Origin of the sequence: Pseudomonas aestiva, from assembly GCF_039908605.1 — a bacterium.
Lineage (GTDB): Bacteria > Pseudomonadota > Gammaproteobacteria > Pseudomonadales > Pseudomonadaceae > Chryseomonas > Chryseomonas aestiva.
Genome location: NZ_CP150916.1, coordinates 3,740,274 through 3,765,556, shown reverse-complemented (window position 1 = coordinate 3,765,556; position 25,283 = coordinate 3,740,274). Strand labels below are relative to the sequence as shown.

At 68.1% G+C, this 25,283-nt stretch carries 25 protein-coding genes; 20 read left to right on the top strand and 5 right to left on the bottom strand.

The genetic code is table 11. The annotated features are described in order from the left end of the window. The first annotated feature begins 38 nt into the window (after positions 1 to 38). From AABM56_RS17475 to AABM56_RS17420, 12 genes are read left to right on the top strand one after another with little or no spacing between them, the layout of a single operon-like run. Positions 39 to 1,709 carry a lipoprotein UxpA gene (locus tag AABM56_RS17475; RefSeq protein WP_347883563.1) on the top strand — a complete coding sequence of 557 codons (1,671 nt, stop codon included), beginning with the start codon at positions 39 to 41 and terminating at the stop codon, positions 1,707 to 1,709. Continuing rightward, positions 1,709 to 2,476: a hypothetical protein gene (locus AABM56_RS17470; protein ID WP_347883562.1), complete on the top strand. Its 768-nt coding sequence runs from the start codon at positions 1,709 to 1,711 to the stop codon at positions 2,474 to 2,476. The genes AABM56_RS17475 and AABM56_RS17470 overlap by 1 nt, the downstream gene beginning before the upstream one ends. Continuing rightward, on the top strand, positions 2,473 to 4,485 hold the full coding sequence (gspD, locus tag AABM56_RS17465; protein ID WP_347883561.1) for a type II secretion system secretin GspD: 2,013 nt from the start codon (positions 2,473 to 2,475) through the stop codon (positions 4,483 to 4,485). Before AABM56_RS17470 ends, gspD begins: the two co-directional genes overlap by 4 nt. Further along, positions 4,485 to 5,942 (top strand): ATPase, T2SS/T4P/T4SS family, encoded by a 1,458-nt coding sequence (locus AABM56_RS17460; protein ID WP_347883560.1) that lies wholly within the window; start codon positions 4,485 to 4,487, stop codon positions 5,940 to 5,942. Before gspD ends, AABM56_RS17460 begins: the two co-directional genes overlap by 1 nt. 24 nt (positions 5,943 to 5,966) lie before the next feature. Then, positions 5,967 to 7,172, top strand: coding sequence for a type II secretion system inner membrane protein GspF (gene gspF / locus AABM56_RS17455; protein WP_347883559.1), 1,206 nt, complete (start codon positions 5,967 to 5,969; stop codon positions 7,170 to 7,172). Positions 7,173 to 7,195: 23 nt separating this feature from the next. Beyond that, complete coding sequence (gene gspG, locus AABM56_RS17450; protein ID WP_347883558.1) at positions 7,196 to 7,636, top strand: type II secretion system major pseudopilin GspG; 441 nt, start codon at positions 7,196 to 7,198, stop codon at positions 7,634 to 7,636. 6 nt (positions 7,637 to 7,642) lie between these two features. Continuing rightward, on the top strand, positions 7,643 to 8,101 hold the full coding sequence (locus tag AABM56_RS17445; RefSeq protein ID WP_347883557.1) for a GspH/FimT family pseudopilin: 459 nt from the start codon (positions 7,643 to 7,645) through the stop codon (positions 8,099 to 8,101). Beyond that, a complete protein-coding gene (gene gspI, locus AABM56_RS17440) occupies positions 8,098 to 8,442 on the top strand; it encodes a type II secretion system minor pseudopilin GspI (RefSeq protein ID WP_347883556.1) in 345 nt (114 codons plus the stop codon). Before AABM56_RS17445 ends, gspI begins: the two co-directional genes overlap by 4 nt. Then, positions 8,439 to 9,026, top strand: a complete 588-nt coding sequence (locus AABM56_RS17435) for a prepilin-type N-terminal cleavage/methylation domain-containing protein (protein ID WP_347883555.1) — start codon at positions 8,439 to 8,441, stop codon at positions 9,024 to 9,026. Before gspI ends, AABM56_RS17435 begins: the two co-directional genes overlap by 4 nt. 3 nt (positions 9,027 to 9,029) lie before the next feature. Further along, positions 9,030 to 10,196, top strand: coding sequence for a type II secretion system protein GspL (locus tag AABM56_RS17430; protein ID WP_347883554.1), 1,167 nt, complete (start codon positions 9,030 to 9,032; stop codon positions 10,194 to 10,196). Next, a complete protein-coding gene (locus tag AABM56_RS17425; RefSeq protein WP_347883553.1) occupies positions 10,193 to 10,615 on the top strand; it encodes a hypothetical protein in 423 nt (140 codons plus the stop codon). Before AABM56_RS17430 ends, AABM56_RS17425 begins: the two co-directional genes overlap by 4 nt. Beyond that, complete coding sequence (locus tag AABM56_RS17420; RefSeq protein ID WP_347883552.1) at positions 10,612 to 11,304, top strand: hypothetical protein; 693 nt, start codon at positions 10,612 to 10,614, stop codon at positions 11,302 to 11,304. The genes AABM56_RS17425 and AABM56_RS17420 overlap by 4 nt, the downstream gene beginning before the upstream one ends. A 14-nt stretch (positions 11,305 to 11,318) precedes the next feature. Here AABM56_RS17420 and AABM56_RS17415 read toward each other — a convergent pair whose 3' ends face one another. The 3 genes from AABM56_RS17415 to AABM56_RS17405 form a co-directional block, all read right to left on the bottom strand. Then, on the bottom strand, positions 11,319 to 11,879 hold the full coding sequence (locus AABM56_RS17415) for an alpha/beta hydrolase (RefSeq protein WP_347883551.1): 561 nt from the start codon (positions 11,877 to 11,879) through the stop codon (positions 11,319 to 11,321). 228 nt (positions 11,880 to 12,107) lie between these two features. Next, the gene (locus AABM56_RS17410; protein ID WP_347883550.1) at positions 12,108 to 12,722 is read right to left on the bottom strand and encodes an NAD(P)H-dependent oxidoreductase; all 615 of its coding nucleotides are present in this window, start codon (positions 12,720 to 12,722) and stop codon (positions 12,108 to 12,110) included. Next, positions 12,715 to 14,109, bottom strand: a complete 1,395-nt coding sequence (locus tag AABM56_RS17405; protein WP_347883549.1) for a class II fumarate hydratase — start codon at positions 14,107 to 14,109, stop codon at positions 12,715 to 12,717. The genes AABM56_RS17410 and AABM56_RS17405 overlap by 8 nt, the downstream gene beginning before the upstream one ends. A 171-nt stretch (positions 14,110 to 14,280) precedes the next feature. On the opposite strand from AABM56_RS17405, the gene AABM56_RS17400 reads away from it, so the two are divergent. The 5 genes from AABM56_RS17400 (at position 14,281) to arfB (ending at position 17,545) form a co-directional block, all read left to right on the top strand. Continuing rightward, positions 14,281 to 14,817 carry a DUF2059 domain-containing protein gene (locus AABM56_RS17400; RefSeq protein WP_133862822.1) on the top strand — a complete coding sequence of 179 codons (537 nt, stop codon included), beginning with the start codon at positions 14,281 to 14,283 and terminating at the stop codon, positions 14,815 to 14,817. A gap of 100 nt (positions 14,818 to 14,917) precedes the next feature. Further along, the gene (locus AABM56_RS17395) at positions 14,918 to 15,229 is read left to right on the top strand and encodes a BolA family transcriptional regulator (protein ID WP_064309449.1); all 312 of its coding nucleotides are present in this window, start codon (positions 14,918 to 14,920) and stop codon (positions 15,227 to 15,229) included. 312 nt (positions 15,230 to 15,541) lie between these two features. Then, positions 15,542 to 16,495: a rhodanese-related sulfurtransferase gene (locus AABM56_RS17390; protein WP_133862821.1), complete on the top strand. Its 954-nt coding sequence runs from the start codon at positions 15,542 to 15,544 to the stop codon at positions 16,493 to 16,495. A 1-nt stretch (position 16,496) separates the two neighbouring features. Then, positions 16,497 to 17,132, top strand: a complete 636-nt coding sequence (locus AABM56_RS17385; protein ID WP_133862820.1) for a DsbA family protein — start codon at positions 16,497 to 16,499, stop codon at positions 17,130 to 17,132. Between the two features lie 2 nt (positions 17,133 to 17,134). After that, entirely contained in the window at positions 17,135 to 17,545 is a 411-nt protein-coding gene (gene arfB, locus AABM56_RS17380) for an alternative ribosome rescue aminoacyl-tRNA hydrolase ArfB (protein WP_133862845.1), read from the top strand. Positions 17,546 to 17,562: 17 nt separating this feature from the next. Here arfB and AABM56_RS17375 read toward each other — a convergent pair whose 3' ends face one another. Both AABM56_RS17375 and AABM56_RS17370 read right to left on the bottom strand, forming a co-directional pair. Continuing rightward, positions 17,563 to 18,408, bottom strand: coding sequence for a universal stress protein (locus AABM56_RS17375; protein ID WP_133862819.1), 846 nt, complete (start codon positions 18,406 to 18,408; stop codon positions 17,563 to 17,565). 60 nt (positions 18,409 to 18,468) lie between these two features. Continuing rightward, entirely contained in the window at positions 18,469 to 19,929 is a 1,461-nt protein-coding gene (locus tag AABM56_RS17370) for a SulP family inorganic anion transporter (RefSeq protein WP_187980126.1), read from the bottom strand. A gap of 493 nt (positions 19,930 to 20,422) precedes the next feature. On the opposite strand from AABM56_RS17370, the gene fdnG reads away from it, so the two are divergent. The 3 genes from fdnG to AABM56_RS17355 are packed head-to-tail and all read left to right on the top strand — an operon-like array spanning position 20,423 to position 25,132. Next, positions 20,423 to 23,503, top strand: coding sequence for a formate dehydrogenase-N subunit alpha (gene fdnG / locus AABM56_RS17365; RefSeq protein ID WP_166655941.1), 3,081 nt, complete (start codon positions 20,423 to 20,425; stop codon positions 23,501 to 23,503). After that, positions 23,503 to 24,462, top strand: a complete 960-nt coding sequence (gene fdxH, locus AABM56_RS17360; RefSeq protein ID WP_133862816.1) for a formate dehydrogenase subunit beta — start codon at positions 23,503 to 23,505, stop codon at positions 24,460 to 24,462. The genes fdnG and fdxH overlap by 1 nt, the downstream gene beginning before the upstream one ends. A 46-nt stretch (positions 24,463 to 24,508) precedes the next feature. Continuing rightward, positions 24,509 to 25,132, top strand: a complete 624-nt coding sequence (locus AABM56_RS17355; RefSeq protein WP_133862815.1) for a formate dehydrogenase subunit gamma — start codon at positions 24,509 to 24,511, stop codon at positions 25,130 to 25,132. The last annotated feature ends 151 nt before the right edge of the window (positions 25,133 to 25,283 follow it).

Sequence of the window (25,283 nt, the reverse complement as noted above, 5' to 3'; positions counted from 1 at the left end):
AGGATGCCGCCCTCTCTAGCGCGCATGGCAGACATCGGATGAGCAACTGGGCACGACGCCAGGTCCTGGGTTGGCTCGCGGCAGGCGTCACGGCGCCCCTGCTGGGCGGCTGTGCCCGAGGCTTTTCCGCCAGCCCGGTCGACGCCGATCTGCAGTTGCTCTATGTGGCCGACACCCTGGATGCCCGCGATCCCGGCTGGCCTGTGGTACCGCGGGTGCGCCTGGGACCTGCCGGCCGCATTGGCGCCGCGCCCTGGCGCACGGGCACCGATGCGGCTCGTCTCGCCCCGACGCTGGCACCCCTGCTCGATGCCGCGCGTGGCGATGGCCAGCGCTATGGCGGCTATGCCGCCCTGGCCTGCCAACTGATCCAATTGCGTACCCGCCAGGGCGCGACCCGCAGCCTGACACTGGAGAATGGTCAGTGCTGGAACGGCAGCGGCCTGACCCAGCTCACCCGTGGCGAGGCGGGGGTCGATGGCAGCCAGCTGCTGGGCAGCGAGGTCCGGGTCAGCAGTGACGAACGCTTGCTCTGGCCCGAGCGCAGCGCCGCCCTCTATCGCCGCTACGGTCGTCCGGTACTGGGCGCCACCCTCACCGAGGAGCAGCGCAGCGCCCTGGGCGTCGCCCCCTTCACCCTGATCGAGCGCGACGGCGTGCGCATCGCCGTGGTCGGGGCGACCGATCCCTATGCCAGCGACCAGCAGGCGCCCCTGGCCGACTGGTATGCCCGGCTGCGTCCGGTGCTGAGCGAGGCGCGCGGGCAGGCCGATCTGCTGGTGGTGCTGGCCGATGTCGGCACTGGGCCAGGCCTGTGGCTGGCCGAGCGGCTGGAGGACGCTGACCTGCTGTTCTGCGCTCGCGGCCAGGATCTCTGGCCGGAGCTGATTCCGGTAATGCGCGGCAGTGGTCGGCCGCTGCCGGTGTGCCTGCCGGGTGCCCGGGGCGTCGGCATCTTCGAAGTCCGCTGCCGGGGCGGTCGCGATGGCTGGCGTCTGGACGCCGTCTTTCATCCGGTACAGGTCGAGCGCGTGCTCGATCGCGCCCTGCTGGAAAACTACCAACAGCGGCTAGCGGTGGCCCGGGCGCCCCACGCCGGCTGGCTCGACCAGCGCCTGGCGCGCGCGCCGGTGGATCTCTGGCGCCGCGATCTGCTGGGCGGCAGTTGGGATGCGCTGATCGCTGCCGCCCTGGGTGGCAGCGAGGCCCAGCCGGTGCTCTTGCCTGGCCTGAGATACGACCTGCCGCTGCGGCGGGGCGACTGGATCACCCGCGAACACCTGATCGCCCTCTGTGGCGGCCACGAGGCCACGGTGCTGGAATTGCCTACCACGGCCGACGGCCTGCGCACGCTCCTGGAAGAGGCTGCCGACAACCGCTTCGGCGAGCCTCTGCTACTGGACAACAGCCAGGACCTGCCGCGGCTGATGGGGGCGCCCTGGAGCTGTCGCTATGGCGCGCCCCGTGGTCAGCGTATCGCACCCCTGCAGGTGCCCCTGGGCGCCGCCTTCACCTGTCGTACCTTCGCCCTGGGGCGTGACCTCGGCACCGGCGAGGCGCTCTGGCAACGCCTGGAAGCCTATCTGCGCGCCCGGCCCGCCGACTGGGGCCTGGCGCCCTTGCCGGTGCCGCGACTGGAGTTCGTCGAGGGCCATCCGGGCTGGCATCCGCTAGCTGCCTTGCGTCAGCGTCTGGAGCGGTTGGCCTGATGGGGCGGTTGCTCAGCCATCCCCTGGCGCTGCGGCTGCTGACCCTGCTGTGGCTGGGCATCGCCGCCTGGCTGGCCGCGCGGGTGGCGAGCGATCTGCGCCTGCTCTGGTTGCCAGTGCCCGCGCCCAGCGTCCGGGTCGAGCCGTCACCTGCCACCGATCTGCTGGCCGGCCATTGGCGCGCCGCCAGCCAGGCGGCATCCAGCACCCTGCCGATCCAGTGGGTCGGAGCGATCAAGGCGGTGCCGATCGACGGCTCCGTCGTGGTGCTGCGCCACGGCGATCGCCAGATGTCCCTGGTGCTGGGCGAGAGCCTGGCGCCCGGGCTGGTGCTGACCGCCATCGACGCCCAGGGCCTGGTCTTCAGCCGCGCCGGCCGCGAAGAGCGGCTGCCCTGGCCCGCGCCGCGTGAGCTGGTGGGCCTCGCAGCCAGCGGTACGACCAAGCCGGCCGCAGTCAAGGCGCTGCCCACACCAGTGGCGGAGGAGGGCGATCTGGCCAGCCTGCTTCGCCGCATTCGCGCCACCCCCGTCCGCGAGCATGGCGAGTTGACCGGCTACCGCCTGCAACCCGGCGCCGAGCCGGCCTTCTTCAGCGGCCTCGGACTTGAACCCGGGGACGTGCTGCGCCGGGTGGATGCCGTCCCCGTGGCCGATACCCGGGCGCTGCTGCAGCGCCTGCCGCAATGGCGCGCCACCGGTGCCCTGACCCTGGAACTGGAACGTCAGGGCCGCGCCCTGGCCCTACCCGTGAGACTGTCCCTGTGAAAAAACGCAGCTATTGCGGCCTGCTCCTCGCCTTCTGGCTGCTCGGCGCCCAGGCCGAACAACGCTTCGAGGTCAATTTCGAGAACACCGAGATCGATCTGTTCATCGAAAGCGTGGGGCGCATCACCGGCACCAACTTCGTCATCGATCCGCGGGTGCGCGGCACCCTGACGGTGCGCAGTGCCCAGCCCCTGGCTGCCGACGATGTCTATGCCCTGGCCCTGGCCCAGCTGCGCGCCAACGGCTACGCCGCGGTGGAGCTGGACGACGGCAGCGTGAAGATCCTGCCCGACCAGGCGGCCCGGACCGAACCCCTGCCGGTAGAGGTAGACGATGGCGCTCCGGCCAAGCCCGGCGCCGGCGATACCGTGGCCACCCGGGTGTTCGCCGTGCGTGGCGGCAATCTCGAACAGCTGCTGGGCATCGTCCGTCCGCTGATGGACGCCCGGGTCGGGGTGGCCACGCCCTATCCGGCCAGCAACCTGCTGGTGGTGACCGACTGGCGCAGCAACCTGAGCCGCATCGGCCAACTGCTGGCACGGCTGGATCGCGGGCGCGACGAACCGGTGGAAATGATCGCCCTGCGCCATGCCCAGGCGCGCGATACCGCGCCCCTGGTGGAGCGGCTGCTGGCCAGTCGCGGCCAGGCCGGCGGCGGGGTCCAGGTGCTGGCCGACGCCCGCAGCAATGCCCTCATGGTGCGCGGGGACGAAGCTGTCCGCCGCCAGGTGCGCCGCCTGGTCGCCGAGCTGGACGTCTCCCGTGACGCCGCCAGCGACACCGAGGTGGTCTATCTGCATCACGCCAAGGCCGGCGAGGTGGTCAAGGTGCTGCGCGGCCTGAGCGGCGAGGTCACCCAGGAGGCGCGGGTGGAGATTCCGGTGGCAACAGCGCCCATGGGTAATAGCACCCCTATTGAGGGTGGTGGAGAGGAGGAGGCTCCTTCCATCAAGGGCAGCAGCGGGGCAGGGGCGCCGGGAGCACCCGGTATTCGGCTGGAAGCGGACATGGGCACCAACTCCATCGTGCTGATCGGGCCGCCGCGGGAGCTGGCCGGCTACAAGCGCATCATCAGCCAGCTGGATATCCGCCGCGCCCAGGTGGTGGTGGAAGCCATCATCGCCGAGATCACCGACACCAAGGCCAATCAGCTGGGTGTCCAGTGGCTGTTCCTCGACCGCAACGGCAACCTGCCGGCGGGCGGCGTCAACTTCACCAACAGCACGCCCATCAACGGTATCGCCGCCGCCGCGGCCAACCAGGACACCAGTGCCCTGGGCAGTCTACTCTCGGGCATGCAGGGCATCTCCGCGGGCGTCGGGCGCATCGGCGGCAGCGGGCTGAACTTCGTCACCCTGTTGCAGGCCATGCGCAGCGAGAGCGGCTTCAATCTGCTGTCGACACCGACCCTGCTGACCCTGGACAACGCCGAGGCTTCCATCATGGTCGGCCAGGAGGTGCCCTTCGTCACTGGTTCGGTCACCAGCAACAACGCCAATCCCTACCAGACCATCGAGCGTCGCGAAGTGGGGGTCAAGTTGCGCCTCAAGCCGCAGATCAACGAGGGCGACACCGTGCGCATGGAGATCGTCCAGGAAGTCTCGTCGCTGGCCGACAACGTGCGTGCCAGCGACGTGGTCACCAACAAGCGCGAGATCAAGACCACGGTGATGGTGGAGGACAATGGCCTCATCGTCCTGGGCGGCCTGATCAGCAACGAGGGCAATGACAGCGACCAGCGCGTGCCGCTGCTGGGCGATGTGCCGGTACTGGGCAATCTCTTCAAGTCGCGTACCCGCTCCAGCACCAAGCAGAATCTGGTGGTGTTCATCCGCCCCCGCATCCTCCGGGATCCGGCGCTGGTGCAGCAGATCAGCGAGGACAAGTACCGCGGCATGCGCGCCGCCGCCCCGGCCGCGGCCTTGCCGGCCACGCCCCCGGGCACGCGCGGTGCGCCCACCCTGCAGAGTCTCTATCCCTCGGCGCGGGCGCGCCTGGACGGCCTCTGATGACGCCAACGCTGCCCTATCGCCTGGCGCGCCAGGCCGGCATCGCCCTGGCCGCCGGGTCCGACGGCTATCGGTTGCTGTGCCGCCAGGATGCGGACCTGGCGCTGCTGCAGGAGGTGCAGCGCCGCCACGGGCCGCCGCAGGGCTGCGAATGGCTCCCGCGCGAGGTCTTCGAGCAGCGCCTGGGTCCGCTCTATGAGGCCGGACAGGCCAGCACCGAGGCGCTGGTGGAGGGCCTTGGCGAGACCGTCGACCTGGCTGGACTGATGGAAGAATTGCCACGGGTCGAGGACCTGCTCGACAGCGCTGGCGAGGCGCCGGTGATCCGCCTGATCAACGCCCTGTTCGCCGAGGCCCTGCGCCTGGACGCCTCCGACCTGCACGTGGAAACCTTCGAGCAGGCGCTGGTGGTGCGGGTTCGGGTAGATGGGGTGCTGCGCGAGCTGCTACGCCCGCCGCGGGCGCTGTCGGCCATGCTGGTGTCGCGGATCAAGGTCATGGCGCGGCTGGACATCGCCGAGAAGCGCCAGCCCCAGGACGGCCGCATCACCCTGAGGGCCAGCGGTCGCGATGTAGACATCCGTGTCTCGACCCTGCCCGGCGTCCATGGCGAGCGGGTGGTCATGCGCATCCTCGACAAGCAGGCCAGCCTGCTGGAGCTCTCGCGCCTCGGCCTGCCACCGGCCATCGATGCCGGCCTGCGCGGCGCCCTGGCCCAGCCCAACGGCATCCTGCTGGTCACCGGACCCACCGGGTCGGGCAAGACCACCACTCTGTATGCCAGCCTGGGGCTGCTTAACGAAGGCAGCCGCAGCATCCTCACCGTGGAAGACCCGGTGGAGTATGCCTTGCCGGGCATCGGCCAGACCCCGGTCAATCCGCGCGCCGGCCTGACCTTCGCCAGCGGCCTGAGGGCCATCCTGCGTCAGGACCCGGACGTCATCATGATCGGCGAGATCCGCGACGTGGAGACCGCCGGCATCGCCGTGCAGGCCAGTCTCACCGGTCACCTGGTGCTCTCCACCCTGCACACCAACAGCGCCCTGGGCGCCATCACCCGCCTGCGCGACATGGGCGTGGAGCCCTTCCTGCTGGCGTCGAGCCTCAAGGGCGTCCTGGCCCAGCGCCTGGTGCGGCGGCTCTGTGGCTGCGCCGCCTGGCGTCCGCTGCGGGCGGCCGAGCAGGCGCTCTTGCCGGGGCTGGCCGGACTCGAACGGCTGCGCGAGCCCCAGGGTTGCCCAAGTTGCAACGGCAGCGGCTATCGCGGTCGTCTGGGCCTCTATGAATTCATCGCCCTGGACGCCGAACTGGCCGAGCTCATCTATCGTGGCGCAGGGGAGGGCGAGATGGCTCGGCTACTGGCAGGCCGTCGCGCCACCCTGGCCGAGAGTGCCCTGGAGCGCCTGGCGGCGGGCGAGACCAGCCTGGCGGAGGTGCTGCGTGCGGTGCACCAGTAACGCCCTCGGCGGAGCGTTGCGCTGATGCCGGCCTACCGTTACCTGGCGCTGGATGGCGACGGGCGTCGCCGGCGCGATGTCATCCAGGCCGAAAGCGAGCGCCATGCCCGCCAACTGCTGCGCGAGCGCGGCCTCTTTCCCCGCGAGGTACAGGCGACCGGTCCGGCCCGCGGCGCGCGCGGTCGCGGCGGCCGGCTGGACGCCAACAGCCGCACCGACTTCACCCGCCAGCTGGCGACCCTGGTGAGCGCCGCCATTCCGTTGGCCGAGGCCCTGCAGATGCTGGAGCGCCAGAGTCGCCAGGCGGCGCTCAAGGCGCTGTTGCTGGATCTGCTGGGCCAGGTGCGCGAGGGCTATACCCTGGCCGACAGCCTGGGTCGCCATCCAGGCACCTTCGATCCGCTGTACCTGACCCTGGTAGCCGCTGGCGAACGGGCCGGGCGCCTGGGGCCGGTGCTGGAGCGCCTGGCCGACTATCTCGAACGGGTGCAGCGCCAGCGCCACAAGGCACGCACGGCGCTCATCTATCCGCTGGCGCTGGCCCTGGTGTCGGTCGCTGTGGTGGCGGGGCTGATGACCTTCGTGGTGCCCAAGCTCACCGAGCAATTCATCCACAGCGGCCTGCAATTGCCCTGGATCACCCGCGCCCTGGTGGCCGTCAGTGATGGCCTGCTGGTCTTCGGGCCCTGGTTGCTGGGTCTGCTATTGCTGGCCGGCTTGGGTCTCCAGCGCCTGTTGCGCCAGGTCGAGTGGCGGCGACGCTGGCATCGTCAGCTGCTGCGCCTGCCACGTATGGGCGAGTTGCTGCGCACCCTCGACAGCGCCCGCCTGACCCGCAGCCTGGCGATTCTGGTCGGCAGCGGCATCCCGGTGCTCGAAGGCCTGCAGGTCAGCCGCGCCACCCTGGGCAATCAGGTCCTGCGCGATGCCCTGGAAGCGGCCATCGAACAGGTCACCGCCGGTACCGGACTCGGTCGGGCACTGGACAGCGCCGCGGTGTTTCCGCCGCTGCTGGTGAACATGGTCGCCAGCGGTGAGGCCAGCGGCACCCTGGACGCCATGCTGGAGCGGGTCGCCGAGGCCCAGGAGCGGGATTTCAACCAGCAGGTGGACCTGGCCCTGGCGCTGTTCGAGCCGGTGCTGATTCTGGTCCTCGGCGGCGTGGTGCTGGCCATCGTGCTCGCCATCCTGCTGCCCATCATGCAGCTCAACCAGGCGCTCAACCTCTGATGCACCCCAAGGAGACTTTCGCGATGCCTTCCCAAGCCGTACCCGCCCGCCAGGCCGGTTTCACCCTTATCGAGATCATGGTGGTGATCTTCATCATCGGCCTGCTGGTGGCCATCGTCGCGCCCAATGTGCTGGACAACCAAGACAAGGCCATGCAGCAGAAGGCCCGCGCCGATCTCGCCAGCCTGGAGCAGGCGCTGGACATGTATCGCCTGGACAACCTGCGCTATCCCACCGCCGAGCAGGGCCTCGCCGCTCTGGTGAGCAAGCCGACTCAGGGCCCCGAGCCGCGCAACTACCGCGCCGATGGCTATATCCGCCGCCTGCCGGAAGATCCCTGGGGCGCCGCCTATCGCTATCGCATCCCCGGTGAGCATGGCCGAGTGGACCTCTACACCCTCGGCGCCGACGGCCGCGAAGGCGGCGAGGGCAGTGACGCCGACATCGGCAACTGGACGCTCTGAATCCCCATGTCGGCGCGCCAGGGCGGCTTTACCCTGCTGGAGCTGATGGTCGTGCTGCTGATCGTCGGGCTGCTGACTGCCGTGGGCGTGGCGCGCCTCGGCGGTGGCAGTCCGGCCGGGCAGTGGCGGCTGGAAAGCCTGGCGGGCGACTTCCAGCTGGCACGGGACACCGCCCGCCGCAGCGGGCGCATCCTCGGTTGGCAGAACGACGCCAGCGGCTTTCGCTATCTGCAACTGGTGGCCGATACCCACGGGCCACGCTGGCAACCCCTGGCCAGCGCCGATCTGCCGGACGGACGCTGGCCATCCGGTCTGCAACTGGTCGAACCTGCGAGCCCGCAGCCGCGCCTGATCTGGTGGCCGAACGGCGATACCCAGGGCCAGCGCCTGGCGTTCGCCGAAGAAGAGCGGCAGTGGCTGCTGGTGGTCGACGCACGCGGCCGTGCCTCGGTGGAACGGCCATGAAGCAGCGCGGTTTCACCCTGCTGGAGGTGCTGGTTGCCCTGGCCATCGTCGCCTTCATGGCGGTGGGCGTCAGCCAGGTGATCGGCCAGCGGCTGGACATCGCCGGTGTCGTCCAGTCCCGCGAGCTGGCCCAGCTCTGCGCTCGCGAACTCCAGACCCGCTGGCAGGTGGAAGGCTTGACCGCCAGTGAGGGTGAACTGAGCCAGGGAGGCGAGCGCTGCTACTGGCGTCTGGAGCGCGCGGGCGGGCCCCTGGGCGGGCAACGGCTGGCGCTCTATGCCGATGCCGCTCTCGGGCGGGCCCTGGGCGACTGGCCGATCCATGCCGGAGCCCAACCATGAAGAGCCAGGCGGGCATGACCCTGATCGAGGTGCTGCTGGCCATGGCCCTCACGGCGCTGCTCGCCGTGCTGCTCGGTAGCCTGGTCAATCTTTGGCTCGATGCCCGTGGCCGCCTGGCCGCCCGGGAGTCGACCGATGCCCGGGTGCTGGACCTCTGCGGCCTGCTGGATCGGCGCCTGGGAGGTCTGGTCCTGCGCCCGCTGCAGGAGCACCGTCTGCCGCTGCACAACGCCCTGCTGGACTGGCGCCCGGACGAGAATCGGCTGGAATGGGTCGCCCTGGACGTCCTGCCGCTGAGTGCGGAGCAGGGTGCCGGCCGCCTGCGTCGCCAGCGCCTGGAATGGGACGCCGGCCAGGAGCGACTGCGACTGTGGCGCAGCGCCGAGCTGGATGCGGTGGAAGCCCCGGTCTGGAAGCCGGTGCTCGACCAACCGGGCGTCGAGCGCCTGCAGCTGGAATTCCACGGCGACGGACGCTGGCTCGCCTATCCGCCCCAGACCGAACCTGCCAATGGGGTACGGCTGACCTTTACCTTGCAGGGTGCCGGCTATGTCTGCACCTTCGCCTTGCCTCAGACAGGTTGACCCATGCTCACCTCCCTCCCGTTCGGGCGCCTGCTGCCCCTGATGCGCCGTGACCTCAGCTCGGCCCACAGCTCCGTGCGCCTGTTGCTGCGCACGCGGCGCCCCGGTCCGCCGGGCTCGGACAATCCGCTGGTAGTCGCGCACCTCCAGGACGGCCAGCTGCAAGCCGCGGCAGCGCTGCCAGCGCCCGCCCAGACAGTCACCCTGCTGCTGCACGGTGAGGACTGCAGCCTGTTCGATGTGGCCGCGCCCAAGGGGCTGCGCCCGCACGAGTGGGGACTGCTGCTGGAAGATCAGTTGCTGGAGGATGCCAGCGGCCAGCACCTGGTCTGCCTGGCGCGCGTGCCCGGACGACTGCGCCTGCTGGCCCTGGACCGGGCGCTGCTGGAAGCCTGGCGTGAACACTGCGCCGCCTGCGGCTGGACAGTGGCGGCCTGCTGGGTCGACTTCCAGCTCTTGCCCGAGCCATCGGCCGAGGGTGGGATCGGCCTGCGCCTGGGCGACAGCCTGAGATTCAAGACTCGTACCGATGACCGCGAGGTCTGGCTGACCTGGCCAGCGGCACTCGCAGGCAGCCTATCGCCGGCCCTGGCGGCCTTGATCGATGCGGGACCCGCGGCGTCCGCCGAGCGGCTCTGGCCCGATGCTGTCACCGGCTCCGCGGCCCAGGACCTCTGGCCGCGACAGGGCCAGCGCCGCCGCCGGCCGTCTCTGGGGCTGCCCCGGCCCCTGCTGCTGGGCATGGCCGCGGCGGCCGGGTTGGCGCTGCTGCATCTGGGCATCCAACAGCTCCAGCATGGGCGCCTGGCACGGCTCGACCGGGACGTTGTCGCCCAGCGCCTGGGCCTGGCCAGCGACCGTCTCGATGCCGGCCGCGCCGAGCGCGAGCTCCAATTGGCCAGCCGGACCCGGCGGCAGCTGGAAGGGCAGTGGCGCCTCTGGCAGCACCTCAGCGGTCCGCTGGGTGCCGCGCTTGGCGCCCAGCCCGGCTGGCAGCTGGTGGAGTGGGCGCTGGATGAACAGGGCATCCGCGTGGTGCTGGATGGGCCCGCCAGCCTGGACAGGGCCCTGCGCACCCGGCTCGGCGAGGAATTCGCTACCCTGCGGTGGGAGCGTCAGGCCGGACGCCTGACCCTGCGCCTGGCTAGCCCCGTGGAGAAGCGACCATGAGCACCATCCTTCAGCACTGGCAGCGCCTGCCCGCCGAGCGCCAGCGGCTGGCCCTTGGCGGGCTGGTCATCCTGGTGCTGGCCGCCATTTTGATGTTGCGCGCCACCCCGGGTAGCCGCCCAGCCACCACCGATTGGGTTCGACTCGCCGAAGAGGCCCGGGCGCTGCCCGTCGCCCAGCCGCTGCAGGAGGCCGACTGGCGCGGTGCGGTCGACGGCGTGACCTTCAGCGCCCTGACCCTGGCCGAACCGGTCTGGCAGGTGCGTGGCGAGGCGGTCGACGTGGGCGCCATGGAACGGTTGCAGGCCTGGGCGCGGGCGCGGGGTTGGCTACCCCGGACCCTGAGAATTCGCAGCCAGCCGACGGGCATGGCCTTCGAACTGGAAGTCCTGGCGGTACTGGTGGAGCGCGCGCCATGACTCGCTGGCTCGTGCGCCTGGCGTTCACCCTGTTCGCCTGCCTGATCTTCGCCCTGGGCTGCCTGCTCTACTGGCCGGCGGCGGACTGGCTGCCGCGCCTGCTGCCGCCCCAGGTCACGTCGGTCGGCTTGCAGGGCTCCTTGCTCGGCGGCGGCATGCAACGCCTCGCCTGGCCGGGTGGTGGCGCCGGTCCCTGGCAGTGGCACCTGCGCTGGCCGGGCAAGCTGCAGGTCACGGTAGGTGAGCCCGAGGGTGCGCCCTGGGGAATGAGCCTGAGTGGCTGGCCCTGGCAGTGGCAGGCCGATCTCGCCGGCGGTGATCTGCGCTGGCTGCAGGCCCCGGGCAGCGCCTTGCTGGCCGGCCGGCTGACGGGCGAGGTACGGCTGGCAGGCAGCTGGCGCCGGTGCCAGGCCGCCAGTGGCAGCTGGCAAGGCGATGCCTTGCAGGTCCTGGTGCCCCGCCGCCTGGCCCTGGGTACGGCCCGGTTGCAGGTGGATTGCCAGACGGCGCCCTGGCTGCAGGGCGTCTTCGACCTCGGGGCCCAGCATCATCTGGAGATCCGCCTGAGCCTGGCCAACTGGCGGGGGCAGGTGCAGGGTACGGCGCAGCCCGGCAGCGAGATTGCCCCGGTGCTGCAGAGCATCGGCTGGCTCAAGGCCGGCCAGACCCAGGTCATGGGACGTTTCTGACCTCCGAGCCCCGTTCAGGCGACCCGGAGGCCCTGGGCGGCCCCCAACTTGGCCAAGTGCAGCAGACCTTCTTCCCACTGCCGATGCCCGGAGCGGGTATTGATATGGCCGGCACCCGGGAGGATGTCCAACTCGCTGCCCCAGGCCTGGGCCAGGGCTTCGGCCCGGGCGAGACTGATGGCGTGATCGTTGTCTGAGGTCACTATCCTGGAAGGGAAGGGCAGTGGCTGCCGCGGCAAAGGTGCGAAACCCTGGAGTTCCGCCGGACAATCCGGGCGCTCGACGTCGGCCGGCGCCACCAGCAAGGCCGCCAGCACCCGCTGCCGACGGGCCACCGGGGCACTGGCCGCCCAACGCGCGACGGTCACGCAGCCCAGGCTATGGGCGATCAGCACCACCGGCGCATTGGCTTGGGCGATGGCTCTGTCGAGCGCGGCGACCCAGAGCAGCGGATCGGGACGCTGCCAGTCGTCCTGCTCGACGCGATGGGCGTCAGGCAGCAGGCGCTGCCAGTGAGTCTGCCAATGATCGGGGCCGGAACCTTGCCAGCCAGGAAGGATGAGATAGCGGGTCATGGCGGAGCTCCGCAGACGAAAGGGAGAGCCGATAGTGCCGATGGATGATCCGCAGGATAAAGAATAAAAGGCGCTTTGGTTATGCTCGGAGCTTGAGTCGGGGTTGGCCGCAGTAGACCGCTAGGTTGGGCTCAGACGGCGCCATCGTCGAAGCCCAATAGGGCCAATGTCGAAGTGCTGTTGGGCTTCGCTGGCGCTCAACCCAACCTACCAAGGCCCTTGGGTGGACTATTCGTTCCGCCCCAACCGCTCCACTTCCTGCAACCAGCGCAGCCGCTGCTCCTCGTCAGCCGCTCGCACCGGCGAGTACTCGTGGACCTGCAGCACCTGGATGCCGCAGGCTTCCAGGCCTTCCTGGATGCCCTGGCGGTGGGGCGCCTGGTTGCGCAGGCGCTGCCAGGGCGAGGGCGGGGTGTCGGAGGTCACCAGCAACTCGGCGCTGCGGCCGGTTAGCAGGGGCTCGCCGCCCCAGGTCTGGTCGCGCTGGGCGAAGGCGAAGCCCGGTTGCAGCACCCGCTCCAGAAAACCCGCCAGTACCGCCGGCAGGCCGTTCCACCACACCGGGTAGATGAACACCAGGTGCTCGGCCCAGTGGATCTGCCGTTGGGCTTCCAGCAGATCCGGCTCCAGGGTCTGGGAGAGGTCATAGCCTTCGCGCAGTACCGGATCGAACTGGGCGTCGGCCAGCTTGAGCTGACGCACCACCTGGCCGCTGGCCTGGGCGCCTAGGACATAGGCGTCGGCCAGCGACTGGCAGAAGCTGGTGCGCTTGGGATTGCCCTGGATGACCAGCAGGCGCCGGCCATCTCCTTCCAGCGGCGTAGCGCCGCGGGCCTCAGCCACGGCTACCGGCTTCCAGCATGGTTTCCGGACGCACCCACTGATCGAATTGCTCGTCGGTCAGATAGCTAAGCTCCAGCGCGGCAGCGCGCAAGGTCTTGTTCTCGGCATAGGCCTTCTTGGCGATCTCGGCGGCCTTGTCGTAGCCGATGTGCGGATTGAGCGCCGTCACCAGCATCAGCCCCTGTTCCAGGTGCTCGGCCATCTTGTGCTCGTCCGGCTCCATGCCGGTGATGCAATGGGTGTTGAAGTTGCGACTGCCATCGGCCAGCAGGCGGATGGATTCCAGCACGTTGTGGGCGATCACCGGCTTGTAGACATTGAGCTGCAGATGGCCCTGGCTGGCGGCGAAACCGACGGTGACGTCATTGCCGATCACCTGGCAGGCCAGCATCGACAGGGCCTCGCACTGGGTCGGGTTGACCTTGCCCGGCATGATGGAACTGCCCGGCTCGTTGGCCGGCAGCTTTACCTCGGCGAAGCCCGCGCGCGGACCGGAACCCAGCAGGCGCAGGTCATTGGCGATCTTCATCAGCGCCACGGCCAGGGTCTTGAGACCGCCGTGCAGGGCCACCAGCGGTTCATGGCCGGCGAGGGCGGCGAACTTGTTCGGCGCGGTAACGAAGGGCAGGCCGGTGAGTTCGGCGATTTCCTTGGCGATGGCTTCGTCGAAGCCCTTGGGCGCGTTCAGGCCGGTGCCCACGGCGGTGCCGCCCTGGGCCAGTTCCAGGACCGCCGGCAGGGCATTGCGGATGGCGCGCTCGGCCAGGTCCAGCTGGGCGACGAAGGCCGACAGCTCCTGGCCGAAGGTCACCGGGGTGGCGTCCATCATGTGGGTGCGGCCGGTCTTGACCAGGTTCTGGTAGCGCGCCGATTGCAGCGCCAGGCCGCCGGACAGCTCGGCGATGGCCGGCAGCAGGTCGTTCTGCACCGCCAGGGCGGTGGCGATGTGCATCGCGGTGGGGAAGCAGTCGTTGGAGCTCTGGCCGCGATTGACGTGGTCATTGGGATGGACCGGCTGCTTGCCGCCCATGCCGTTGCCGGCCAGTTCATTGCTGCGCCCGGCGATGACCTCGTTGACGTTCATGTTGCTCTGGGTGCCGCTGCCGGTCTGCCAGACCACCAGGGGAAACTGGTCATCGTGGAAGCCGTCGAGGATCTCGCTGCTGGCCTTTTCGATCAGGGTGGCGACGTCTTCCGGCAACTCGCCAAGACGCAGATTGACCCGCGCGGCCGCCTTCTTCACCGTCGCCAGGGCATGCACCACCGCCAGCGGCATCTGCTGGTTGCCGATGGCGAAGTTTTCCAGCGACCTCTGGGTCTGGGCGCCCCAGTAGACGTCGTCGGCTACTTCGATGGGGCCGATGCTATCGGTTTCGGTGCGGCTCATGGCGGTCTCCGTTGATGAGGTAGGGTCCAGCTAACTTGGGCAGCAGGTTAGCGCCAGGGTTCCCAAATGGGAAGTATTCTCAACTTTGCGGCCGTCCTCGATAAGTTCAGGCCAGGTTCAGCCGCTCTGTGGCACACTCGCGGTCCATTTTCAGCCTCCTGAAGGATGCCCATGAAGAAGACCCTCCGTACGCTTGGCGCTGTCGTTGTGCTCGCCAGCGCCAGCAGCTTCGCCCTGGCCGACGCCAAGAGCCACGCGGCCGACGCGGAGCGCTTTCTCAAGCTGGCCAACGCCGACAAGCTGACCACGCCGGTCTACGCCCAGGTCCAGCAGCTCTTCGCCCAGCACTTCGAGCAGGCCAAGTCGCCGGCCAAGAAAGCCGTGCTGGAAAGCTACACCGCCCGCGCCAACCAGGCGCTGGACAGCACCATCGGCTGGGAAAAGATCAAGCCCGAGATGGTCAAGCTGTACACCGACAACTTCACCGAAGACGAACTGGAGGGCCTGATCAAGTTCTACCAGTCCGATCTGGGCAAGAAGATGATCGCCACCCTGCCGCGTCTGTCGGCGCAGTCCGCCCAGCTGACCCAGGCCAAGCTGGAGCAGGCGGTGCCCAAGGTCAACGGCATCCTCGCCGAGATGGACAAGGAGCTGGGCGTGAAGCCGCCGGCCGGTGCCGAGAACGCACCCCCGCCCGCCAAGCGCTGATTCAGCCTTGCCACAAGGCCCGGACCCGTTCCGGGCTTTGTCGTTTCCGGGCGGCGCCCAGGCTCGCTAGAATGACGCTTCTCACAGTCGAGGTATCCCCATGAGCATGCGCGAACGTATCCAGTCCAGCCTGGGCCTGTTGCAACCCGAGCACCTGGAGGTGCTGGACGAAAGCCACATGCACAGCCGCGGCCAGGAGACCCACTACAAGGCGGTGGTGGTCAGCGAACATTTCGCCGGCCTCAACGCGGTGAAGCGCCACCAGAAGGTCTACGGCACCCTGGGCGAACTCATGGGCCAGTTCCATGCCCTGGCGCTGCACACCTACACCCCGGCGGAGTGGGCGGCCCAGGGCCAGGCACCGGATTCGCCCACCTGCCGCGGCGGCAGCAAGCACGATCTGGCGGGTTGAGCCCGGCGAGCCCTGTTCAGCAGTAGTCTGTATTGGTTAAAATTTGATCGGCGCCGGCATCCTTGCCGGCGTTTTCGTCAAAGAACCTGTTTCACGACCTCGCGAGCTAGAGACAAACAAGGCCTAGGCGGCCCCGCGAAAAGACCTGAGGAAGCGGATCGGACTCGCGCTCGAGTTTACGAGTGGTAAATGAGCATTCCGACGGGCTGGCCTTCCAGGACCTTTTCAACGCAGTTTGGCCGACGCGCAGCAGGTCATGAACAGGTTCTAACCGGTCCGCCCTTTGCGAGGGCGACCCCTGGGAACCCGAAGATGACCGACAAGATTGTCGTGGCGGCCTTGTACAAGTTCGTCACCCTGGACGACTACGTCCAATTGCGTGAACCCCTCCTGCAAACCCTGCTGGCGCATGACGTCAGGGGCACCCTGCTGCTGGCCGAGGAAGGCATCAACGGCACCGTCTCCGGCAGCCGCGAAGGTATCGACGCCGTGCTCGCCTGGTTGCGCGCCGATGCGCGCCTGGTGGACATCGATCACAAGGAATCCTACTGCGCCGAACAGCCCTTCTATCGCACCAAGGTCAAGCTGAAGAAGGAGATCGTCACCCTGGGCGTACCCGGCGTCGATCCCAACCGTCGCGTGGGTACCTATGTCGAACCCCGGGACTGGAACGCCCTGGTGGACGATCCCGAGGTGCTGGTGATCGACACCCGCAACGACTACGAGGTGGGCATCGGCAGCTTCAAGGGTGCCATTGATCCCCAGACCAAGAGCTTTCGCGATTTCCCGGCCTATATCCGCGAGCACTTCGATCCGGCCCGGCACAGGAAGGTCGCCATGTTCTGCACCGGCGGCATTCGCTGCGAGAAGGCGTCGAGCTTCATGCTGCAGGAAGGCTTTCCCGAGGTCTTCCACCTCAAGGGCGGCATCCTCAAGTACCTCGAAGAGGTGCCCGCGGCCGAGTCGCGCTGGGAAGGCGAGTGCTTCGTCTTCGACAACCGCGTGACCGTGACCCATGATCTCGCCGAAGGGGTCTACGACCAGTGCCATGCCTGCCGCACGCCGGTCTCGCCGGAAGACATGCAGTCAGCGCATTACAGCCCCGGCATCAGCTGCCCGCACTGCTGGGATTCGCTGTCGGAAAAGACCCGCGCCGGCGCCCGCGAGCGGCAGAAGCAGATCGAACTGGCGCGCCTGCGCAACGAACCCCATCCCATCGGCCGCGATCCGCGGCTGAACGCCATGCCCAACCCCGAGGAGGTCTAGGATGCCCGGTCGCCTGCTCTATGTGATGGACCCCATGTGCTCCTGGTGCTGGGGCTTCGCGCCGGTGATCGAGCGCCTGGCCGAGCGGGCGGCCGCCCAGGGCATTCCGCTGCACCTGGTGGTGGGCGGCCTGCGTCGCGAGCGGGTGGCCCAGGACACCGCCAGCCGGGTGCGCACCCTGGCCTACTGGCAGGCGGTGCAGGAGACCACCGGCCAGCCCTTCGCCCTGGACCAGGGGCCGCCGGAAGGCCTGGTGTACGACACCGAGCCGGCCTGCCGCGCCCTGGTCGCCGCTCGCCAGCTCGACGAAGAGGCGGTCTGGCCGCTGGCCAAGCGTATCCAGCGGGCCTTCTATGTCGAAGCCCGCGACGTCACCCAGCCGGCGCTGCTGGTGGAACTGGCCGAAGCCTGTGGCCTGCCGCGCATCGAATTCGCGCCGCTGTTCGACGGCGAGCCGGCGCACCAGGCGACCCAGGCCGATTTCGACTGGGCCTTGAATCTGGGTATCGCCGGCTTCCCCACGCTGCTGGCCGAGCGTGACGGCCAGCTGGCGCTGGTCACCAACGGCTACCAGCCGCTGGCCGAACTGGAACCGCTGCTGGACGCCTGGCTCAGCCGCGGCGCGCACCTGGCGTGAGTCTGGTCATCGACGAGCGTCTGACGCTGCCCGAGCAGGAAATCCAGCTCACCGCGGTTCGCGCCCAGGGTGCGGGTGGGCAGAACGTCAACAAGGTCTCCAGCGCCGTCCACCTGAGATTCGACATCCAGGCGTCGTCGCTGCCGGAAGCGCTCAAGGAGCGCCTGCTGGCGCTGCGCGACGGGCGCATCAGCCGCGATGGCGTGGTGGTGATCAAGGCGCAGCAATACCGCACCCAGGAGCAGAATCGCGCCGATGCCCTGGAGCGCCTGGCCACGCTGATCGCCACGGCCAATGTCCAGGAAAAGCCGCGGCGTCCGACCAAGCCCACCTACGGCTCCAAGCAGCGCCGCCTGGAAGGCAAGTCGCGCCGCAGCGGCCTCAAGGCCAGTCGCGGGCGGGTGGATTTCTAGGCGGCGCGTGGCCTGGGCTAACGCACTACGATCAGCGCACTGCCGGCGGCTTCCAGCATGTTGCGGGTGTTGCTGCCCATGAAGAAGTGGCGCAAGCGGGAGTGGCCGAAGGCGCCCATCACCACCAGCTCCAGGCCGTGCTGCTTGCGATAGCGCTCCAGGCCCAGTTCCACGTCGCCGTCGGTGATGGCGGTGGTGACCGTGCGGCCCCGGGCCCTGAGTTCGTCGGCGGCGCGGGCGAGGGCGGCGCGGCGTTCTTCGCGGTCGCGGCCGACGGTCACCAGGTGGCAGGCCAGGTCGTCGAACAGCCGGCAGTTGGCCACCCAGGTCACCGCCTTGCGCGCGCTGTTGCTGTCGTCGTAGGCCAGCAGCACGCCGCTGGGCTTGACGAACAGGTGGCCGGCCACCAGCAGCGGGCGATGCAGGAGGCGGATGGCGCTTTCCAGGTGGCGGCCGATCAGCCGCTTGGGTGGACTGTCCTCGCCCTGACGGCCCAGCACGATGAGGTCGAAATCCTCCTGCAGACTTTCCAGCGAACCTATCAGGTCACCATGCTGGAGCACGGCCCCGGCGCAGCGCGCCTGTTGCTCCTCCACCCGCAGCTGGGCCGCATCGAGCAGCAGCCGACCCTGGTCCTCCGCCAGGGTGCCGCGCTGGGCATCCAGCGCCGCCAGCTCGGTCAGCAGGTGTTCGCGGTTGACCAGCAGGGGCGGCGTGGCCTGGCCCGGCCGCGGATAGCGGCGCTGATCCAGCACGTGCAGCAGGGTGAGCGGGGCATCCAGGGTGGTGCCGGCCCAGGCGGCGAAGTCGCAGACGGCGGCGCTGACGGCCGAGCCGTCGAGGCAGGCGAGGATCTTGGACATGGCCGCGGGTCTCCAGGAGCAGGACATTGCTGGGAGAGACCCGGGCGCGCCGTTGCGGGTTCAATCGCCGAGGGCGAGGTCGTCCGTCATGCCGCCGCGGCGCAGCAGCTGCTTGCAGCGTTGGGACAGGTGCAGCACCCGCACCCGCTTGCCGGCTTTGGCATAGCGTTCGTGCAGGGTGCGCAGCGCGGCCACGGCGGAGTAGTCGACGAAACTCAGGTGGCGGCAGTCCACCACGACCCTGGCGGGGTCGCCGGCCGGATCGAACTGGTTCAAAAAGGTGGCGGTGGAGGCGAAGAACAGGGTGCCGTGCACCTGGTACCTCTTGCTGCCGTCGGCCTCCAGATGGCTGTCGGCATAGAGCCGGCGGGCGTGCTGCCAGGCGAAGTTGAGCGCGGCCAGGACGATGCCGCAGAGTACCGCGGTGGCGAGGTCGGCGAAGACGGTGATGACGGTGACGGCAATGATCATCAGCATGTCGCTGCGCGGTACCCGGTGCAGCACCCGCAGCGAGGCCCAGGCGAAGGTCTGCTGGGCGACCACGAACATGGTGCCCACCAGCGCTGCCAGCGGAATGCGTTCGATCAGCGGCGAGAGAAATAGCACGAACAGCAGCATCAGCACGCCGGCGACCACCCCCGACAGCCGGCCGCGGCCGCCCGAGCTCAGGTTGATCATGGTCTGGCCGATCATGGCGCAACCGCCCATGCCGCCGAACAGCCCCGAAGCCATGTTGGCCGCGCCCAGGGCCACGCACTCGCGATTGGGCAGGCCGCGGCTCTCGGTGATCTCGTCGGTGAGATTCAGGGTCAGCAGGGTCTCCAGCAGGCCGACCAGGGCCATCAGCACCGCATAGGGCAGGATGATCTGCAGCGTTTCCAGGCTCCAGGGGATGTCGGGCAGCGCCAGGCGCGGCAGGCCGCCGGCGATATGGGCCATGTCACCCAGGGTACGGGTGGGCAGGTCGAGGAAATGCACCGCCAGCCCCACGCCGAGGATGGCGGCCAGGGCCGGCGGCACGGCGCGGGTCAGCCGCGGCAGCAGCCAGATGATGGCCATGGTCACGGCGGTCAGACCGATCATCAGGTACAGCGGCGTGCCGCTGAGCCAGGTCTCGCCCTGCTTGAAGTGCTCCAGCTGGGCCAGGGCGATGACGATGGCCAAGCCGTTGACGAACCCCAGCATGACCGGGTGCGGCACCATGCGGATCAGCTTGCCCAGGCGCAAGAGGCCGAAGGCGATCATCAGCAGGCCGCCGAGCACCACCGTGGCCAGCAGGTACTGCACGCCGTGCTGCACCACCAGGGCGATGATGACCACCGCCATGGAGCCGGCGGCGCCGGAGACCATGCCGGGGCGGCCACCGAAGAGGGCGGTGAGGGTACAGATGAAGAAGGCTCCATAGAGCCCCATCAGCGGATTGAGATGGGCAACCAGGGCGAAGGCGATGCACTCGGGCACCAGCGCGAAGGACGTGGTGAGACCGGCCAGGATGTCGGCGCGGGGAGAGACACTTTTCATGACGTATCCAGAACGGGCGACAGCACGGCGGGGCGCGATCGCGGAGAGACGACAGGGCAGCAGGACTCGGGTACAGACCGCAGGGGCCGTTACCAGGGGAGGGGTGGCGCTATGGCGGCGTCGGCAGGTGCTTGGACATGGTGAAGGGGTCCGCAGGCATCGCGAGGAAAGTTAGCCAGCTTAGCATGACTTTCCGGAGCTGCCGAGTCGCCAGGATCGCCGGACCGCTCTACTGGCTACCTTTCGCCAGGCCCTGGACTTGCGCACCCGCTCGGTGAGCGGCGGCTGGCCGACGATGATCCGCTGCCAACGGAGGGTACCCGGCCGTGCGGGATCCCAGGCCATTCGTCAGGCCGCGGCGGATCAGAGGACGGAAGGCCAACTTCCATTGATCGGCGACAACAGCTGAGCGCTCGATAAGCCAGGCTGTTGGGTTACTCTCTGTGCAGGGTTCGGCTACGCACCGGACCCAGCCTGAACGAGGATAAGAATCGTGGATATGAACCGTCGGCAATTCTTCAAGGTCGCTGGAGTCGGCCTTGCGGGATCCAGCCTGGCGGCGTTAGGCATGGCTCCCACAGCCGCCTTTGCCGACCAGGTGCGCCATTTCAAACTGGCGCACACCGTGGAAACCCGCAACACCTGTCCCTATTGCTCGGTCGGCTGCGGCCTGATCATGTACAGCATGGGCGACCGGGCCAAGAACGTGGCCCAGAACATCATTCACATCGAGGGCGACGCCGACCATCCGGTCAATCGCGGCACCCTCTGCCCGAAGGGCGCCGGCCTGCTGGATTTCATCCACAGCCCCAATCGCCTCAAGTACCCGGAAGTCCGCAAGCCCGGCAGCAACGAGTGGACCCGCATCAGCTGGGACGAGGCGCTCGGGCGCATCGCCACCCTGATGAAGGAAGACCGCGACGCCAACTTCATCGCCACCAACGACAAGGGCCAGACGGTCAATCGCTGGTTGACCACAGGCTTCCTGGCCGCCTCGGCGTCCTCCAATGAAACCGGTTATCTGACGCACAAGATCGCACGGAGTCTGGGCCTGCTGGCCTTCGACAACCAGGCGCGCGTTTGACACGGCCCGACGGTGGCAGGTCTTGCCCCGACGTTTGGCCGTGGAGCGATGACGAATCATTGGAGCGACATCAAGAACGCCAATCTCGTCCTCATCATGGGCGGCAATGCCGCTGAAGCCCATCCGTGCGGCTTCAAATGGGTCACCGAGGCCAAGGCGCACAACAACGCCCGGCTGATCGTGGTCGATCCGCGTTTCACCCGTTCCGCCTCGGTGGCGGATTACTACGCGCCGATCCGGACCGGCAGCGACATCGCCTTCCTCGGCGGGCTGATCAATTACCTGATCACCCACGACAAGATCCAGCAGGAGTACGTCCGCAACTACACCGACGCCGGCTTCCTGGTGAAGGAAGGCTTCACCTTCGAGGACGGCCTGTACAACGGCTATGACGCCGAGAAGCGCACCTACACCGACAAGGTGAACTGGGGCTACCAGATCGGCGACGACGGCTTCGTCAAGATCGATCCGACCCTGCAGGATCCGCGCTGCGTCTTCCAGCTGATGAAGCAGCACTACAGCCGCTACACCCTGGAAGTGGCCAGCCAGACCTGTGGCACGCCGACCGACGCGATCCAGAAGGTCTGGGCCGAAATCGCCGAGACCTCGGCGCCCGGTCGCGTCATGACCATCCTCTATGCCCTGGGCTGGACCCAGCACTCCATCGGGGCACAGATTATCCGCTGCGGCGCCATGGTTCAGCTGCTGCTGGGCAACATCGGCCTGCCGGGTGGCGGCATGAACGCCCTGCGCGGTCACTCCAACATCCAGGGCCTCACCGACCTTGGCCTGCTGTCGATCCAGCTGCCCGGCTACCTGACCATCGGCGGCGACGGCGAGCAGGACTACAACGCCTTCATCGCCCGGCGCGCCAGCAAACCGCTGCGTCCGGGGCAGCTGAGCTACTGGCAGAACTACGGCAAATTCCACGTCAGCCTGATGAAGGCCTGGTACGGCGACAAGGCCACCAAGGACAACGACTGGTGCTACCACTGGTTGCCCAAGGTCGATGTCACCGGTGCCGGCTACGACGTCCTGCGCTACTTCGACATGATGGGCAAGGGCCAGGTCAACGGCTATGTCTGCCAGGGCTTCAACCCCATCGCCGCCTTCCCCAACAAGGCCAAGGTGATGCGCGGGCTGTCCAAGCTCAAGTGGCTGGTGATCATGGACCCGCTGGCCACCGAGACCTCCGAGTTCTGGCGCAACCACGGTGAGCACAACGATGTGAACACCGCCGAGATCCAGACCGAGGTGTTCCGCCTGCCCACCACCTGCTTCGCCGAGGAAGACGGCTCCCTGGTCAACTCCAGCCGCTGGCTGCAGTGGCACTTCAAGGGCGCCGAGGCACCTGGCGAAGGGCGCAGCGACATCGCCATCATGTCCGAGCTGTTCCTCAAGCTGCGCGAGGCCTATGCGAAGGACGGCGGGGCCTTCCCCGATCCGATCCTGGGGCTGTCCTGGCCCTACGCCAAGCCCGAGGAGCCGGCGCCGGAAGAACTCGCCAAGGAGTTCAACGGCTACGCCGTCATCGATGTGCTGGATGCCAAGGGCGCGGTCTCGGCCAAGGCCGGTCAGCAACTCGCCGGCTTCGGCCAGTTGATGGACGACGGCAGCACCGCCTCGGGTTGCTGGATCTTCTGCGGCGCCTGGACCGAGCAGGGCAATCAGATGGCGCGGCGCGACAACAGCGATCCGTTCCATATGGGGCAGACCCTGGGCTGGGCCTGGTCGTGGCCGAACAACAGACGCATCCTCTACAACCGCGCCTCCTCGGACCTCAGCGGCAAGCCCTGGGACCCGAGCAAGAAGCTGGTATGGTGGAATGACAAGGCGCAGAAGTGGGGCGGCACCGATGTGCCCGACTACAAGATCGACGCCAAGCCGGCCGACGGCATGAGTCCCTTCATCATGAACCCGGAAGGGGTGGCGCGGTTCTTCGCCCTGGACAAGATGGCCGAAGGGCCCTTCCCGGAGCATTACGAGCCGTTCGAGACGCCCATCGGCGTCAACCCGCTGCACCCCAACAACCGCAAGGCGCTCAACAGCCCGGCGGCGCGGGTGCTCAAGGACGACTGGGCGGACTTCGGCGATCGCAAGGACTTCCCCTATGCGGCCACCACCTACCGCCTGACCGAGCACTTCCACTACTGGAGCAAGCACTGCCGCCTCAACGCCATCATCCAGCCGGAGCAGTTCGTCGAGATCGGCGAGGTGCTGGCCAAGCAGAAGGGTATCGCCGCGGGTGATCTGGTGCGCGTCACCTCCAAGCGCGGCCACATCGTCTGCAAGGCGGTGGTGACCAAGCGGATCCGTCCGCTGCAGGTCAACGGCGAGACGGTGCACCACGTCGGCATCCCCATCCACTGGGGTTTCTCCGGCGTGGCGCGGATGGGTTACCTGGCCAACACCCTGACTCCCTTTGTGGGTGACGGGAACACCCAGACGCCCGAGTTCAAGTCGTTCCTCGTCAACGTGGAGAAAGCGTGATGGCAAGCCAAGATATCTACGCCCGCTCCGCGACCACCACGGCCTATACGTCGGTGCGCACCCAGGCGGAAGTGGCCAAGCTGATCGATGTGTCCAAGTGCATCGGCTGCAAGGCCTGCCAGGTCGCCTGTTCGGAATGGAACGAGTTGCGCGACGAGGTGGGCCACACCCACGGTACCTACGACAACCCGGCGGACCTCACCGCGGACTCCTGGACGCTGATGCGTTTCACCGAGCACGAGGACGAGGCCGGCAAGCTGGAGTGGCTGATCCGCAAGGACGGCTGCATGCACTGCGCCGAGCCGGGTTGCCTGAAGGCCTGTCCGAGTCCGGGGGCCATCGTCAAATACGCCAACGGCATCGTCGACTTCAACCAGGACCACTGCATCGGTTGCGGCTACTGCATCGCCGGTTGCCCCTTCGATATCCCGCGGATCTCGAAGAAGGACAACAAGGCCTACAAGTGCTCGCTGTGTTCGGACCGGGTCGGGGTCGGCCTGGAGCCGGCCTGCGTGAAGACCTGCCCGACCGGCGCCATCGTCTTCGGTACCAAGGACGCCATGAAGGAGCACGCCGCCGAGCGCATCGTCGATCTCAAGAGCCGCGGCTACGAGAACGCCGGTCTGTACGACCCGGTTGGGGTAGGGGGCACCCACGTCATGTACGTGCTGCACCATGCCGATCAGCCGCAGCTGTACAACCACCTGCCCAAGGACCCGACCATCAGCCCCACCGTGGGCCTGTGGAAGGGCTTCACCAAACCCCTGGCGCTGTTCGCCATGGGCGCGGCGGTGCTGGCCGGTTTCTTCCACTACGTGCGCGTCGGCCCGAACCGGACCGATGACGACGACGAGGTGGTTGAGGCGCCGCCCCGTCCCGAGGGCGATGCGCCCAGGGGCGAGGTCAAGCAGCTGAGTCCGTCCGTGCAGATTTTCGATCCGCACGACAAGCAGCCCTAGCAGGGATACGCCCCCGGTTTGGCCGGGGGCGTCCTGGGAGATCGAGATGAAACCTGAAATCCAGCGTTACAACGCCAACGAGCGGACCAACCACTGGATCGTGGCGATCCTGTTCTTCATGGCCGGGCTGTCGGGACTGGCGCTGTTCCACCCCGCGCTGTTCCCGCTGTCGAACCTGTTCGGTGGCGGCACCTGGACGCGCATCCTGCATCCCTTCATGGGTGTGGCGATGTTCCTGTTCTTCGCCTTCCTGGTGATCCGCTTCTGGCGGCACAACAAGATCGGTCGTGAAGACGCCCAGTGGCTCAAGCAGATCAACGATGTGCTGAACAACCGCGAGGAAAAGCTGCCGCCGATCGACAAGTACAACCCTGGGCAGAAGATCCTGTTCTGGGTACTGCTGGCCTGCATGCTGGTCCTGCTGGTCAGCGGCGTGGTCATCTGGCGACAGTACTTCGCCCACCTGTTCCCCATCCCGGTGATCCGCCTGGGCGCCCTGGCCCACGCCGTCGCCGCCTTCGTGCTGGTGCTGTCGATCATCGTGCACATCTATGCCGGGATCTGGATCAAGGGCTCGGTGACCGCCATGATGACCGGCTGGGTGAGCCGGGCCTGGGCCAAGAAGCACCACTCGCTGTGGTACGAGAAGGTCACCCGCGAGAAGAAGTGAGCGGTCTCTATCGTTGGGCTTCGCTACGCTCGACCCAACCTACGGATGAGGGGCGCGGCATTTTGCCCCTTCCCTCCGGGAGAGGGTTGGGGTGAGGGCCGCGGAGCCCGACACCCCAACCCGCCCGCTATCCTGAATCCTCCATCTTCCA